Source organism: Maribacter algarum (ex Zhang et al. 2020), assembly GCF_005885635.1.
GTDB classification, from domain to species: Bacteria; Bacteroidota; Bacteroidia; order Flavobacteriales; family Flavobacteriaceae; genus Maribacter_C; species Maribacter_C algarum.
The window spans coordinates 57,511-71,918 of the sequence record NZ_VATY01000003.1; the positions used below are offsets into that span (position 1 = coordinate 57,511).

The 14,408-nt window shown below is 39.9% G+C and carries 11 protein-coding genes; 8 read left to right on the forward strand and 3 right to left on the reverse strand.

All coding sequences use genetic code 11. The annotated features are described in order from the left end of the window. Positions 1-109: 109 nt before the first annotated feature. A complete protein-coding gene (locus FEE95_RS14065; RefSeq protein WP_238474583.1) occupies positions 110-4,207 on the reverse strand; it encodes a hybrid sensor histidine kinase/response regulator transcription factor in 4,098 nt (1,365 codons plus the stop codon). Positions 4,208-4,633: 426 nt separating this feature from the next. Between FEE95_RS14065 and FEE95_RS14070 the strand changes: the two genes are divergently transcribed. From FEE95_RS14070 to FEE95_RS14105, 8 genes are read left to right on the forward strand one after another with little or no spacing between them, the layout of a single operon-like run. Beyond that, a complete protein-coding gene (locus FEE95_RS14070; RefSeq protein ID WP_138658648.1) occupies positions 4,634-5,464 on the forward strand; it encodes an SDR family oxidoreductase in 831 nt (276 codons plus the stop codon). A gap of 32 nt (positions 5,465-5,496) precedes the next feature. Continuing rightward, complete coding sequence (gene uxuA, locus FEE95_RS14075; protein ID WP_212748451.1) at positions 5,497-6,678, forward strand: mannonate dehydratase; 1,182 nt, start codon at positions 5,497-5,499, stop codon at positions 6,676-6,678. 25 nt (positions 6,679-6,703) lie between these two features. Next, positions 6,704-7,543: a 5-dehydro-4-deoxy-D-glucuronate isomerase gene (gene kduI, locus FEE95_RS14080; protein ID WP_138658649.1), complete on the forward strand. Its 840-nt coding sequence runs from the start codon at positions 6,704-6,706 to the stop codon at positions 7,541-7,543. A 4-nt stretch (positions 7,544-7,547) separates the two neighbouring features. After that, positions 7,548-8,342: a gluconate 5-dehydrogenase gene (locus FEE95_RS14085; protein ID WP_138658650.1), complete on the forward strand. Its 795-nt coding sequence runs from the start codon at positions 7,548-7,550 to the stop codon at positions 8,340-8,342. Positions 8,343-8,353: 11 nt separating this feature from the next. After that, positions 8,354-9,535, forward strand: a complete 1,182-nt coding sequence (locus FEE95_RS14090; protein WP_138658651.1) for a DUF4861 family protein — start codon at positions 8,354-8,356, stop codon at positions 9,533-9,535. A gap of 2 nt (positions 9,536-9,537) precedes the next feature. Then, a complete protein-coding gene (locus FEE95_RS14095; protein WP_138658652.1) occupies positions 9,538-10,512 on the forward strand; it encodes a TRAP transporter substrate-binding protein in 975 nt (324 codons plus the stop codon). Between the two features lie 20 nt (positions 10,513-10,532). Continuing rightward, positions 10,533-10,994, forward strand: coding sequence for a TRAP transporter small permease (locus FEE95_RS14100; RefSeq protein ID WP_138658653.1), 462 nt, complete (start codon positions 10,533-10,535; stop codon positions 10,992-10,994). A gap of 2 nt (positions 10,995-10,996) precedes the next feature. Then, entirely contained in the window at positions 10,997-12,292 is a 1,296-nt protein-coding gene (locus FEE95_RS14105) for a TRAP transporter large permease (RefSeq protein ID WP_138658654.1), read from the forward strand. 5 nt (positions 12,293-12,297) lie between these two features. Here the strand turns inward: FEE95_RS14105 and uxaC are convergent, their stop codons facing one another. Together uxaC and FEE95_RS14115 are read right to left on the reverse strand one after the other, a co-directional pair. Continuing rightward, positions 12,298-13,698 (reverse strand): glucuronate isomerase, encoded by a 1,401-nt coding sequence (uxaC, locus tag FEE95_RS14110; RefSeq protein ID WP_138658655.1) that lies wholly within the window; start codon positions 13,696-13,698, stop codon positions 12,298-12,300. 10 nt (positions 13,699-13,708) lie between these two features. Further along, positions 13,709-14,377, reverse strand: a complete 669-nt coding sequence (locus FEE95_RS14115) for a bifunctional 4-hydroxy-2-oxoglutarate aldolase/2-dehydro-3-deoxy-phosphogluconate aldolase (RefSeq protein ID WP_138658656.1) — start codon at positions 14,375-14,377, stop codon at positions 13,709-13,711. Positions 14,378-14,408 lie beyond the last annotated feature (31 nt).

Consider the following 14,408-nt stretch of genomic DNA (forward strand, 5'->3'; position numbering starts at 1 on the left):
TTTAATCTTTGTTTTCAAAATTAAGGCAGACTATGGAGATGAAAATCCAGAAGTAGGGTGCTAAAAGTCCAGAATTCAATGTTTTTGGGGTCCGTGGGCAATATCTTCCTTACTCTAAGTAACTTCCATAGAATTTTTCTTGATATATCGTGGGGCTAGCACCAAACTTTTTTTGGAAACATTTACTAAAGTACTTTGGGTTTTTAAAACCTACCTTGTAGCTAATTTCAGAAATATTGAGTTTACCCTGCTCTATTAGCTGAGCGGCCCTTTTCATTCTTATTTCTTGAATGAACTCATTTGGTGTAAAATTTGTCCAAGCCTTTATTTTTGTAAATAAAAGTGTACGGCTTACACCTAGTTCGGAACTGAACATGGGAATATCGAACTGCTCATTACCCACGTTATCTTCTACGATTTGCAATGCCTTCTTTAACAATTGCTCGTCTATTGAAGAAACCACTATCTCATTCGGGGTAAAACGCTGTTCTGATGAAAATTTATGACGTAACCTTTTCGAAGAGTCTATCAAATTTTTGATCCTTAACTGAAACTCACGCACGTCAAATGGTTTACTTATATAATCGTCCGCTCCACTTTCGAGCCCCTCGAATTTGTAGAGTAAAGAAGTACGTGATGTCAATAGCACTAGCGGTATATGGCTCGTTTTAAGATTACCCTTTATTTTCGAACAAAGTTCGGTGCCCACCATAAGGGGCATGATCACATCGGATACAATCAAATCAGGTACATGCTTTAGGGCCTTTTTGAATGCCTCTTGTCCATCACCCGCCACTAGAACATTATACGTTTCCTTAAGCAAATCCTTCATGAAGTTTCTTAGGGGAACATTATCCTCGACCAAGAGAATCGTCGCCTTTTCATAATCCAACATCAGCTCACCAGCTTTGTCATTTCTTTTATCGGTAGCCAAGGTAGGTTGCGACTCGTAAAATTCAAGATCATCACTGAACTTAAAATCTTTTATAATTTGCTTGTCTTTTAAATGTGCCCTGCCCAACGGAAGACTGACTTTAAAGACGCTACCTCCAGTCGGGTTGTTAATTACAAATATCGACCCTTTATGCATATCAACGATACTTTTTGCAATCGATAGCCCTATTCCTGTTCCTGTTCCCTGTCCGTTTTTTGACTTTTTATAATCCGGAATTTCAAAAAAACGATCAAAAACCTTATCTCTATATTCATCTGCAATACCCGGTCCGGAATCACTGATATCAACAGTAATGCTATCTGCGCCTTTACGCACTGTTATGGCGACTTCACCTTCAGGAAGTGTATATTTGAAGGCATTGGAAATTAAGTTGAAAAAAACCTGTTCCAATTTTGGTCTATCATAAAACACCGATATCTCCTCATTATCGGTATCAAAACTATACCGGTACCCGTTACATTTGGCAAATTCCGAGAAAGAAAGGTAGATTTCCCGTAGAAACTTGACCATATTTCCTTCAGCGGTTTCAATATCATAATCCTTGTACTCAAGCTTCCTAAAATCCATTAACCTATTGATAAGTTGCAAGAGGTGTTTGGCATTACTCTCGATAACCAATAATTTCTTGTAAACCACACTACTACCCTTATAATCGATTAAGATTTGTTGTAACGGTCCAGTAATCAAAGTCAATGGTGTTCTAAATTCGTGTGATATATTGGTGAAAAAACGCAGTTTCGCATCATTGATTTCCTGATTGCGCTCACTCTCCACAAGCTCTAATTGTAGTTCATGCTTTAATTTGGTTCGGGAACGAATCATGTTGCCCAAACCTATAATTGCACCCAAAATTAAAAACCCATAAAGTGCAAACGCCCATCCACTCAGCCATGGAGCGGGTTTAACCATTATTTTCAAGGCAGTTGCATGCGTATTCCAAACCCCATCATTGTTCGCACCCTTAACCTCAAAAATATAATTCCCTGGCTTTTGAATGGTGTAATTGGCCTGCGTTTGCTCGGTTATGGTCCAGTTTTCATCCAGGCCCACCATACGATATTGATATTGATTACTTCCCGGATTGATAAAATTGGGTATGGCATAGTTTATTGAAAAATTCGCCCTGTCATATGTTAACGATACTTCCTCCGTATACGGTAGACTTGCGGATAGTATATTGTTTTCATCCTTCGGGGAGACAGGTTCATTCTTGATTCGAAAACCTGTTAAGATTACCTGAGGGGCAAAGTCATTTATATCAATATTGTCAGAATCAAAACTGGATACCCCTGCCACGCCTCCAAAATAGAAGTTGGATTCCCCTATTTTTAAGGCAGCATCGCTACTAAATTCATTACCTATCAAACCGTCTTTTTGGGTGTACACCGCTGAATTACCCGTATTGATTTCGTATCGAATCAAACCTTGATTGCTGCTCATCCACAATACACCATCGTCTTCTTGCAGAATTGCATAGATCGAAGTAATCATTTTTCCGGTATTGATGGGGATATGAAGAAAATCATTGCCATCAAACTTATAGAGACCTTTCGCCCGAATACCAACCCAAATAGTACCGGAATTATCTTGAAAAATAGAAAGTACATCATCTCCGGAGCCCATTTCCGTATCATAAAAAAAGCGGGAAATATTCTTTGATTTATATCCTTCTGACGAATAAGGCAAAAGGTTGAGTCCGCTTTGAGTGCCCACCCAAACATTGGCCGAATTATCGATCATTAAGCTACGAATTCGATTGCTCGACAGGCTGTTGGGCTCGGCTGCCTCGTTTTTAAAAACAGAACTAACTTTCTCCTTTAAATCGAGCAACACGAGACCATCCCCAAATGTTCCTATCCATAATTGATTGTCGAATCCTTTTCTTATGGCATATACCCCGGCATCTGAGAGTAAGCTTTTTGCGTGTTCAGGTATTACAGAATCATCAAATCGTTGACGCCCAATATCATAGACCTTCAATCCCTTATTAAAGGTACCTACCCACAACAATTCGTTATCATAGTACAAAGACTTGATATTATTTGTCAAAAGAGCCTGGGAATTCGAAGTAGTAAGATACTGTGGCTGTTGCCCTCCGGATTTAAAAATGGTAATTCCTCCGCCTTCAGTACCAAAATAGAGGCTGCCTTTATCATCTGCAACTATCGAACTTACAACTTTCGAACTAAGTCGGTTCTTTTCTGAGAACTCCCCAAAATTTATAAAATTCGTGTTGGAATCGTCCCAAATGTCAATACCGCCGTAATACGAACCTATCCATATAGAACCCTTTTTATCGGTGTAAATCGATTTGATATAGTTTTGGCTAAGGCTACCATCTTCATACGGTTGATTTACGAGTTTTTGGGATTTACCCTTAGCATTGATTACTACAACCCCGTTGGAAGTACCTACCCACAACGAACCATTTTTTTCTTCTGCTATCGCCCTAACATCTTTATCAGGACCATTGTAAATATCAGGGATGAAACGTTCGGAAATTAAATCAAACTTTAATAATCCCATATTTTTGGTTCCAATACAAAGGCTATTACCATTACAGGCTTTAATAGACTGTACAAAAGGAACTTCTCTTTTATCTTCTGGCCAAAAACTTTGAAAAGTAATTTGATTGTCCAATTGTACCACCTTGCAAAAACCTTTAGAGGTGCCCACCCAGATTTCACCACTATTGCTTTGTTCAACACTCAAGACATAGTTCGACGGAAGACTGTTTTTAGAATTAGAACTGTAGACTGAGGTAAAGCTATCTTTGTTCTTGTCGTAAATGGAAAGTCCGTTGGATGTGCCTACCCATATTTCACCATCATTCGTCTCCGTAATGGCCCAGACCGTATTATTGCATAATGAATTTTCCTCATTGGAATGGAAGTATCTCTTAAAAATTTCCTTAGCCGGGTCATACCGATTCAACCCATTATACGTACCTATCCAAATGTAACCTTCAGCGTCTTCCATAATGGCCAAAATATCACTACTACTTATGCTTGTAGAGTCGTTGACATTAAGCCGAAACACCTTGAAATCGGTTCCGTCGTAAAGGTTCAGACCATCACGGGTACCTACCCACATTCTTCCTAATGTATCTTGTTCCATTGCAATGACAGAACTTTGTGAAAGTCCGTCGTTGGTATTCAAATGTTTGAATTTATAAGTGGTCTTCTTTTCTTGAGCAATTCCCAAGCCAAAACTGGTAAGAAAAAACAATACAATTAGATACCTTATTTTCATAAATCTCAAACCTATCCCTTTTTTACGCTCTAATTAAAGGTATTAAAATGAAACAATCAAAACCTACGTAACCTCAACTTTAACTGATAATCATCCAAAAGGGGACATTAAGCATTGGGTTACTTTTCCATTTAAAATCTAAACAAAGACGAATTGATTTCTGAAAAAGTCAACCAGGTTAGTATGAATTTCTTGTTTTGAAAACACTTGAAAAAACCTATGTTGTTTTCTTGTACAAGATAGCACAGGACGGATGTATTTTCTATTGCCTTTACATTTAAGGTTATCCAAATGGACTTAATTACACCCTTTGTGTACTATTGTTTATTGCTATGATTAGTCCGTTTAAATTAAAAAAATGAAATTTGAGAAAAAGGTAGTGCAAATAGCATATTACCATCTAAATAGGATATTAAACAGTACTATATGAGTAAAAAAGTCGTTGTTCTAACAGGTGCGGGAGGTGTCCTGTGTAGTACCTTAGCACAGGCATTAGCCAAAGAAGGTCACAAAATTGCTGTCTTAGATTTAAACATAGAAGCTGCCAATATGGTTGTAGATTCTATTAACTCTTACGAAGGTGAAGCCATAGGCGTAAAGGCCAATGTATTGAAAAAAGAATCGTTGGATTTGGCAAAAAAGGAAGTAAACAGGCAGCTAGGGCCATGTGATATTTTGATTAATGGAGCGGGAGGCAATCATCCCTTGGGAACAACAAGCAACCCTTACTTAAAAGAAGAAGACCTCAAAAACACAGCGGAGGGTTTTAAAACTTTTTTTGACTTAGATGCTGATGGCATTCAATTCACCTTCAATCTCAATTTTATAGGAACACTTTTACCAACTCAGGTTTTTGCTAGAGACATGGTGGGCAGAGAGGGATGTAGCATTCTCAATATTTCCTCTATGAATGCATTTACTCCCTTGACCAAAATTCCTGCATATAGCGGCGCTAAAGCAGCTGTGTCTAATTTTACGCAATGGTTGGCGGTTCACTTTTCAAAAGTCGGTATCAGGGTTAATGCCTTGGCTCCAGGGTTTTTCTTAACCGACCAAAATAGAGCACTGTTAACCGACAAAGATGGTTCGTTAACGTCTAGGGGGAATACCATCATAGGTCAGACACCTATGGGAAGGTTTGGGGAGCCAGAAGACCTTATCGGAACAACATTGTGGCTTTGTAGCGAAGGGGCCTCGTTTGTGACCGGAGTTGTAGTACCCGTTGATGGCGGGTTTAGCGCTTTTAGTGGAGTATAATTGAATTTAACGAACATAAAATGAATTTGACATTGGAACAAACTTGGCGCTGGTACGGGCCCAATGACCCAGTATCTTTAGAAGATATAAAACAGGCGGGTGCTACTGGGGTAGTCTCCGCATTACATCACATACCCAACGGGCAGATATGGACCGTCTCGGAAATTAATAAAAGAAAGAATGAAATAGAAGCTGCCGGACTTAGTTGGTCCGTTGTGGAAAGTGTTCCGATTCATGAGGCTATCAAAACACAGGCAGATGGATATATGGCATATATTGAAAACTACAAAAAAACACTTTCCAATTTAGGTGTTTGTGGAATTGATATCGTTTGCTACAATTTCATGCCCGTTTTAGATTGGACACGTACGAACCTGAATTACGAAGTTGATGATGGGTCTACCGCTTTACGATTTGAGGCTGCCGCGTTTGCTGCATTTGAGCTCTATTTATTGAAAAGACCTGGAGCCGAAGAAACGTACAACGACAAACAAAAAGAGGCTGCAAAGTCGTATTACAATAAACTTACGGCCGAAGAAAGACAACAACTCTCCAACAATATTATAGCTGGTCTGCCTGGTGCGGAAGAAGGTTATTCGTTGGATGAATTCAACAATATTCTCGCAACCTATGGGGCCATTGGGCCAACACAGCTCAAAAAACACCTGTTCGAATTTCTAGGGCACATTATCCCTGCAGCGGAGAACGCTGGGGTCTTGATGTGCATCCACCCCGATGACCCCCCTTATCCAATATTAGGATTGCCGAGAGTGGTCAGTACCGAAAATGATATTATTGAGCTATACAACGCAGTTGATAGCCCAAATAACGGACTTACTTTTTGCACAGGTTCGTTTGGTGTTCGCGAGGACAATGATTTGGCCGGTATGGTAGAACGTTTGGGCTGTCGTATTCATTTTATTCATCTTAGAAGTACAAAACGTGATGAGGAAGGTAATTTTCACGAAGCCAATCATCTAGAAGGTGATGTTGACATGTACGCTGTTATGAAAGCTTTGGTGAAAGAACAAGAAAAGAGAAGATTGGCTGGAAGAAAAGATAGACGAATGCCCATGAGACCAGACCATGGACATAAGATGCTTGATGATTTAAAGAAGAAAACCAATCCCGGGTATTCTGGAATAGGAAGGTTAAGAGGTCTTGCTGAATTACGAGGCCTCGAACTAGGAATTAGAAAATCGATTTTAAACTAAACAGAAAAAACTTAAACACAATATAATGTCAATATCGTACGAAACAAGATATGCTTCCCACCCAGAAGCAGTTAAGAAATATAACACTACCGAATTACGAGATGAATTTCTCATCGATAGTCTAATGCAAAAAGGAAAAATCAATTTAACCTATACACATTATGATAGGTATATTGCTGGGTCTGCAGTTCCCCAAGGTTCTTTAAAGCTAGAGGCAATTGACCCTCTAAAAGCCGAATATTTTTTGGAACGACGTGAACTAGGCATTATCAATATAGGAGGTAGTGGCGCTGTTGAAGTTGACGGAACATCCTACAAACTAGGACATAAAGATGCATTGTATGTAGGCATGGGCGCTAAAGAAGTTATTTTCAAAAGTGATGATGCCGGAAAACCAGCTAAATTTTATTTGAATTCCGCACCTGCGCACACTACATATCCTACCAAAAAAGTGACTTTGGCAGCAGCTAATAAATTAGAATTAGGGTCCATGGAAACTGCAAACCATCGCACGGTAAGTCAGATGATTATCGGCGGTGTGGTAACTACTTGCCAACTTCAAATGGGAATGACCGAATTGAAAACAGGCAGCGTTTGGAATACGATGCCCGCCCATGTTCATGACCGCAGAATGGAGATTTACTTTTATTTAGATGTTCCAGAAGGACAGTCTGTTTGTCATTTTATGGGACAACCTCAAGAAACACGACATATTTGGATGCAAAATCATGAAGCAGTGATATCGCCACCTTGGTCAATACACTGCGGCTCCGGAACCTCGAACTATACGTTCATTTGGGGTATGGCCGGAGAGAATTTGGACTATAGCGATATGGATGTTGCCAAAATAACAGATTTAAGATAGCTATATGAGTACGGAACTTTTCAACCTTAAGGGAAAAATAGCTTTGGTTACAGGAAGTACCCACGGACTTGGAATGGCTATGGCAAATGGACTTGGCAAAGCTGGTGCTACCATCATTGTAAACGGAAACTCTTCACAACAAAAAATCGATGACGCTGTAAAACACTATGAAAGAGAGGGTGTCAAAGCCGTAGGGTACAAATTTAATGTAGCGGATGAAGCCCAAGTGCTCGATGCTCTTAGCAAAATTCAAAGTGAGGTCGGACCAATTGACATTCTTGTTAATAATGCGGGTATCATTAAAAGAACGCCCTTGGAGGAGATGGAGGTGGCCGATTTCAAGGAAGTTATAGATATCGATTTGGTAAGTCCGTTTATCATGTCAAAACATGTTGTCAAAACCATGATTGCCCGCAAGCAAGGAAAAATAATCAATATTTGTTCGATGATGAGCGAACTCGGCAGAAATACCGTGGGAGCTTACGCAGCGGCAAAAGGCGGCCTTAAAATGCTAACGCAGAACATGGCTACGGAATGGGCAAAACACAACATTCAGATTAATGGCATTGGTCCCGGTTATTTTGCCACTTTGCAAACAGCTCCAATTCGAGTTGACGGGCATCCTTTTAATGAATTTATCATAAACCGAACCCCAGCGGCCAAATGGGGTGACCCAGATGATTTAGCTGGAGCAGCTATTTTTCTTGCCTCAAGGGCAAGCGATTTTGTAAACGGTCATATACTTTATGTCGACGGCGGAATTCTGGCGACAATTGGTAAACCCTCAAATGAGAACTAATAGAATCGAGCATGAAAAATCATAACCTTTATATTTCCTTATTTACACTAATGCTGCTTTTGTCATGTGGTGAAGATGACAAAGGTGGTAAAACGATTGTAGTGAATAATTCAATGGATATCGAACGTTCCTTTGAAACGGTTTCCGTGGATATTGCTTCTCTGGAATTGGGTAATATAAATGGAAATATTATTCTTAGTGATGCCATAACCCAAAAAGAAGTAGTTACACAACAATCCGATTCCAACGGTGATGGGCAGCTAGATGCAATTCTATTTCAGCCTGAAGTTCCCGCAAATGGTGAAAGAATCTTTAAGGTAACCGTTTCTGATAAATCATCCAAAATTGACTATATACCAGCTTGCTATTCTCGATTCGTACCAGAGAGAACCGATGATTACGCATGGGAAAACAATCGGGTCGCGTTTAGAACTTATGGCCCTACCGCACAAAAAATGAAAGAGGAGGGTATTAAGGGCGGCACCTTATCAAGCGGTATGGATGCATGGTTAAAACGAGTAGATTACCCCATCATAAACAAATGGTATAAAAAAGAACTGGAAACAGATGGAAGTTACCATAAAGATGACGGCGAAGGCCTTGATAATTTTCACGTAGGAATCAGTAGAGGGATCGGTGGCATCGCCAAAAAGATTGATACTACTTATCATATTTCAAAGAATTTTACTTCATGGAAAACACTGAGCACGGGACCCGTTCGTACCAGCTTCGTATTGACCTATGCAGATTGGGATGCCGCGGGAAACAAAATATCAGAGGAGAAAAAGATAACGCTTGACTATGGTAGTAACTTATCCAAATTTGAGATTACCCTTAAAGGAACTGACACTATCTCAGCCGGACTTACCCTGCATGAAAAAGATGGGGAAATCGGGGTAGATGAAAACAACAATTGGATAAGCTATTGGGAACCCCATGAAGATTCGGAATTAGGTACAGGAATAGTCGTACCGGAAAATGGTATGATAGGCCATGAACATTTTGTAACCGAGAGAAAAGATGAGAGCAACCTATTCGCCCACATCAAAACAAAAAACAACAAAGCTGTCTATTATGCCGGTTTTGGGTGGAAGAAAAGTGGTCAGTTTACCAATAAAGCCGAGTGGGATAGCTACTTGAACGACTTCTCGGAGCGATTAAAAAATCCATTGAATGTAACGATTAAAGAATAAAAATGAAATTTAGGAACCTTTTAGTACTGATTCTGATTTCAGCTCTTATCAATTCTTGTTCAGAAGCGAAGGGTTCAAAAACGCTACGATTAGGGCATGGGCTAGATGTTAGCCATTCCGTTCATAAGGCCATGGTAAAAATGGGTGAAGACTTGGAGCGTATTTCAGCTGGCAAACTAAAACTCGAAATTTACCCCAGTCAACAACTAGGAACTGAACGTCAATGCTTGGAATTACTACAAATCGGGAGTTTGGATATGACGAAGGTTTCCGTAGGAGTGTTGGAAAATTTTGCCCCTAAAATGAAAGTCTTAGGGCTCCCTTTTCTGTTTCGTGGAAGGGAACATGCTTTTAAAGTACTGGATGGGCCAATAGGACAGCAATTATTAGAAGACGGAGAAAAATATTGGCTTAAAGGCCTCGGTTATTATGACGCTGGTAGTAGAAGTTTTTACACAAAGAAACCCGTTCGAACCCCAGAAGATTTGGAAGGTCAAAAAATTCGGGTAATGGAAAGTGTTACGGCTATGGACATGGTTCGTGGTCTTGGAGGCTCACCTACCCCTATTTCTTGGGGTGAACTTTATACAGCCTTACAACAAGGGGTTGTAGATGGTGCGGAAAACAACCCGCCCAGTTTTTATCTTTCAAGACATTACGAGGTTTGTAAGTACTATACCTTGAACGAACACACTGTTTTACCTGATGTTCTCTTAGCAGGGCCTCATCTTTGGGAAAAATTGTCAGCCGAAGAACAGGGCTGGTTAAAGCAAGCTGTGGAAACTTCCGTTGTCTACCAACGTAAACTTTGGTTAGAAGCCGAAAATGAGGCCTTAAAGGCCCTAGAAGAAGCTGGTGTGCAAATCATTCGGCCCGATAAAAAATTGTTTTCCGATAAAATCAAGGATTCTTTTGATAAGTATAAGAATGAACCGGAAATGTTTGATTTAATCAAAAAAATACAGAACACTAAATAAAATGAACAAAAATTTAGCTTATGGACCTGAGAAAAACCGTTGATAAGATTTTGGCTAATTTTCTGGTCATTATAATGGCTATTATGGTCATTAATGTACTATGGCAGGTTGCCAGCAGATTCATTCTAGGTTCGCCCAGTTCATTCACCGATGAATTGGCCCGCTATCTCATGATATGGATAGGTATTTTGGGAGCCGCCTATGTCGCGGGTAGAAATATGCACGTAGCGATTGATGTAATACCCAGACGTTTAAGTAAACCGGCACAAAGAAGATTAAAACTAATCGTGCGAGTATTGATTATTCTTTTTTGCTTTCTAGCAATGGTTATTGGAGGCTCAAGACTTGTGTACATAACATATGTTCTGGGTCAAAATTCCCCTGCACTTCAGGTGCCATTGGCGGTGGTATACATGGTAATTCCTCTCAGTGGTCTCCTTATCATCTACTACAAAATTTCAGATATCCAAAAAAAAGAATAGCCATGGAATATGTCCCCATACTTGTTTTAGTGTTGAGTTTTATATGTCTCTTGGCCATTGGAACACCTGTCGCATGGAGTATTGCCATTTCATCATTACTCACGCTTCTGGTTAGTATTCCTATTTTGCCAGCAGCTACAACGGTTTCCCAACGTTTGGGGACTGGATTAGATAGTTTCGCCCTCTTAGCGATACCCCTATTTATACTTTCAGGGGAATTAATGAACAAGGGCGGTATTGCCCATCGACTAATTGCCTTCGCCAAAACATTGGTTGGGGCCTTACCAGGTGGTTTGGCACTAATCAATATTATCTCAGCCATGCTTATGGGCGCTATTGCAGGATCTGCCATGGCAGCTGCATCGGCAATGGGAAGTATCCTAGGCCCTGAAATGGAAAAGGAAGGTTATTCGAGAGAGTTTGGAGCGGCAGTGAATATTACTGCGGCGACCACGGGCTTGATAATCCCTCCAAGTAATGTATTGATTGTCTATTCCTTGGCTAGTGGCGGTGCCTCCATTGCAGCGTTATTTCTGGCAGGTTATATCCCAGGAATTCTTACGGGGCTTTTTCTTATGATCGTAGCTTCCATTTGGGCCAGGAAAAAAGGCTACAAGGTTGGCAAAAGAAGTAGTATGAAACAGGTTTTCAAAACATTTGTTGATGCCTTGCCGAGTCTTTTTATGTTGGTAGTAGTCATCGGGGGAATTGTCACCGGTATTTTTACGGCCACCGAAGCATCGGCCATTGCTGTCTTATATAGTTTCTTATTGGGGCTTTTTTATAGTGAAATCAATTTGCCTAAAATGCCTCAGATTTTGCTTGATTCTACAGCAACTACGGCTATTGTGATGCTATTGATAGGAGCGTCTATGAGCATGTCATGGGCATTGAGCTACGAAAACATTCCTCAGGATATAAGTTCAGGCCTATTGGCTTTAAGTGATAATCCCGTTGTAATTCTTTTGATTATTAACCTACTCTTGTTATTCGTGGGAATTTTTATGGATATGACTCCGGCTGTACTTATTTTCACCCCTATTTTCTTACCCGTAGTTACTACCTTGGGTCTAGACCCTGTTCATTTCGGAATTATTATGGTTCTCAACCTTTGTATTGGTCTTTGTACGCCCCCTGTAGGTTCTGTGTTGTTTGTTGGCGTGGGTATTGCAAAAACATCCATAGAAAAGGTGGTAAAACCCCTATTGCCACTGTTTATCGCAATGATTATTTCTTTATTCTTGGTAACTTATTTTCCTGAATTAAGTCTTTGGCTACCAAGACAATTTGGCTTTTAAGAAAATTATATTCCGAAATACTCTTTGGCATTATTGTAGCATATATCACTCACAATCTTGCCTAGCCATTTTTCGTCCTGAGGTAACTCGCCATTTTCAACATCTTTCCCAATAAGATTGCAAAGAATCCTTCTAAAATATTCATGCCGAGGAAAGGAAAGAAAACTGCGAGAATCCGTTAGCATACCTACAAAGCAACTTAGCAGGCCCATATTCGATAATGTATTTAATTGTTTTTCCATGCCGTCTTTTTGGTCTAAAAACCACCATGCCGAACCAAATTGAACTTTTCCTTTAATAGTTCCATCATTAAAGTTCCCGGCCATAGTTGCGAAAACCTCATTATCTGACGGGTTTAAATTGTAAAGGACGGTTTTTGCAAGCTCGTTGGTACTGTCTAAATCGTTTAAAAATCCACTTAAAGCCCTCGCTTGCGAAAAATCACCCATGGAATCAAAACCTGTATCGGGTCCTAAAGACCTTAATAATCTTGTGTTATTGTTTCGAATTGCTCCCAAATGAAACTGTTGCGTCCATCCTTGTTTGTAATATTGTCTAGCAAGAAAGAGTAAGGTTTTCGACTTAAAAAAATGTACCTCATTAGCAGAAAGTGATTTTCCATCTTTCAGCTTCACGAAAAGTTTTTTACAATTGTATTCCTCCTTTTCAAAATAATATAATTGCTCCAAACCGTGATCGGCAAGTCTCCCACCCGCTTCATGAAAATAATCGATTCTGTTTTCCAAAGCAGAAAGCAAATCATCATAACTATTGATACGATTTCCTACAGCGGTTTCAAGTTTTTCAACGAATCGCAAATAACTCTCTGTGTCTTCAACAGCAAAAGCCTTGTCTGGTCGAAAGGTTGGAAACACCTTAGGTGAAATTCCTTGTTCTTGAATGCTTTTATGATACTCCAAGCTATCAGTTGGGTCATCGGTTGTGCAAAGAAATTCCACCTTCTTTTGTTGTAACAGACCCAATGTATGATGAGTTGTTTCTTGTAATTTTTTTGAACTGATATCATAAATTAATTCCGCATTCGTAGTTGATAACAGTTCATCGATTCCAAAATATCGTTGTAATTCCAAATGGGTCCAATGGTACAAGGGGTTCCTTACAGTATATGGAACGGTTTCCGCCCATTTCAAAAACTTCTCTTTGTCGGAAGCCTTCCCAGTAATATATTCTTCATCAATCCCCAAGGCACGCATTGCTCTCCATTTGTAATGGTCGCCTGCCAGCCAAACCTGACTAATATTTTCAAAAACCCGATTATGGGCAATTTCGTTTGGTGAAAGGTGATTATGATAATCGATTATGGGCAGCTCCTTGGCATATCCATGGTATAGCGAAATAGCAAATTGGTTTTGCAACAAAAAATCATCACTTATAAAAGTTTTCATATGAAAATTGTTAGGCCTGCAATTTTTTGATAAGTGCAAGCGTATTGGATACCTTTTTTTTCAATTCACCGAAATTCTCATTAACGAGTATTTCTTTACTAATAAGTTTAGAACCCATACCGACACAGGTGACCCCTGCATCGAACCATCCCTTAAGATTGGATTCTTCGGTACTTACACCTCCTGTAGGCATGACACTCGTCCATGGTTGTGGGCCTTTGATAGCTTTTACAAACCCAGGGCCGTAAGTTGAACCTGGAAAGAGTTTTACGATTTCACAACCTAATTCCTCGGCTTTGTTTATTTCGGTCAAGGAACCGCAACCGGGAGACCAGAGTACTTTTCTTCTGTTACAAACCATTGCAATATCTTCCCGAAGGGATGGGGTAACAATGAAATTAGCTCCCATCTGCATGAACATACTAGCTGCTCCCGCATCGGTTATTGAACCAACTCCCATAATCATTCCGGGGAGTTCTTTAATCGCGTATTTATTCAGCGATGAAAACACTTCAAGGGCGAAATCACCGCGAGCCGTAAATTCAATAAGGCGCGCGCCTCCATCATAACAGGCCTTTAAAACCTTTTTACCCAACTCGATATCGGGATGGTAAAACAATGGAACCATTCCTGATTCCTTCATAACCGTTGCTACTTCAATTCTTGAATATTGCGCCATTTTTATGGACTATATGATTTTTAGACTATTG

What these genes read in the sequence shown, in the direction of transcription:
- FEE95_RS14070 (WP_138658648.1), top strand. Translation starts at nt 4,634, where the DNA reads ATGAGTAAAAAAGTCGTTGTTCTAACAGGTGCGGGAGGTGTCCTGTGT.
- FEE95_RS14085 (WP_138658650.1), top strand. Translation starts at nt 7,548, where the DNA reads ATGAGTACGGAACTTTTCAACCTTAAGGGAAAAATAGCTTTGGTTACA.
- FEE95_RS14095 (WP_138658652.1), top strand. Translation starts at nt 9,538, where the DNA reads ATGAAATTTAGGAACCTTTTAGTACTGATTCTGATTTCAGCTCTTATC.
- FEE95_RS14115 (WP_138658656.1), bottom strand. Translation starts at nt 14,377, where the DNA reads ATGGCGCAATATTCAAGAATTGAAGTAGCAACGGTTATGAAGGAATCA.
- kduI (WP_138658649.1), top strand. Translation starts at nt 6,704, where the DNA reads ATGTCAATATCGTACGAAACAAGATATGCTTCCCACCCAGAAGCAGTT.
- FEE95_RS14065 (WP_238474583.1), bottom strand. Translation starts at nt 4,207, where the DNA reads ATGAAAATAAGGTATCTAATTGTATTGTTTTTTCTTACCAGTTTTGGC.
- uxaC (WP_138658655.1), bottom strand. Translation starts at nt 13,698, where the DNA reads ATGAAAACTTTTATAAGTGATGATTTTTTGTTGCAAAACCAATTTGCT.
- FEE95_RS14105 (WP_138658654.1), top strand. Translation starts at nt 10,997, where the DNA reads ATGGAATATGTCCCCATACTTGTTTTAGTGTTGAGTTTTATATGTCTC.
- FEE95_RS14100 (WP_138658653.1), top strand. Translation starts at nt 10,533, where the DNA reads ATGGACCTGAGAAAAACCGTTGATAAGATTTTGGCTAATTTTCTGGTC.
- FEE95_RS14090 (WP_138658651.1), top strand. Translation starts at nt 8,354, where the DNA reads ATGAAAAATCATAACCTTTATATTTCCTTATTTACACTAATGCTGCTT.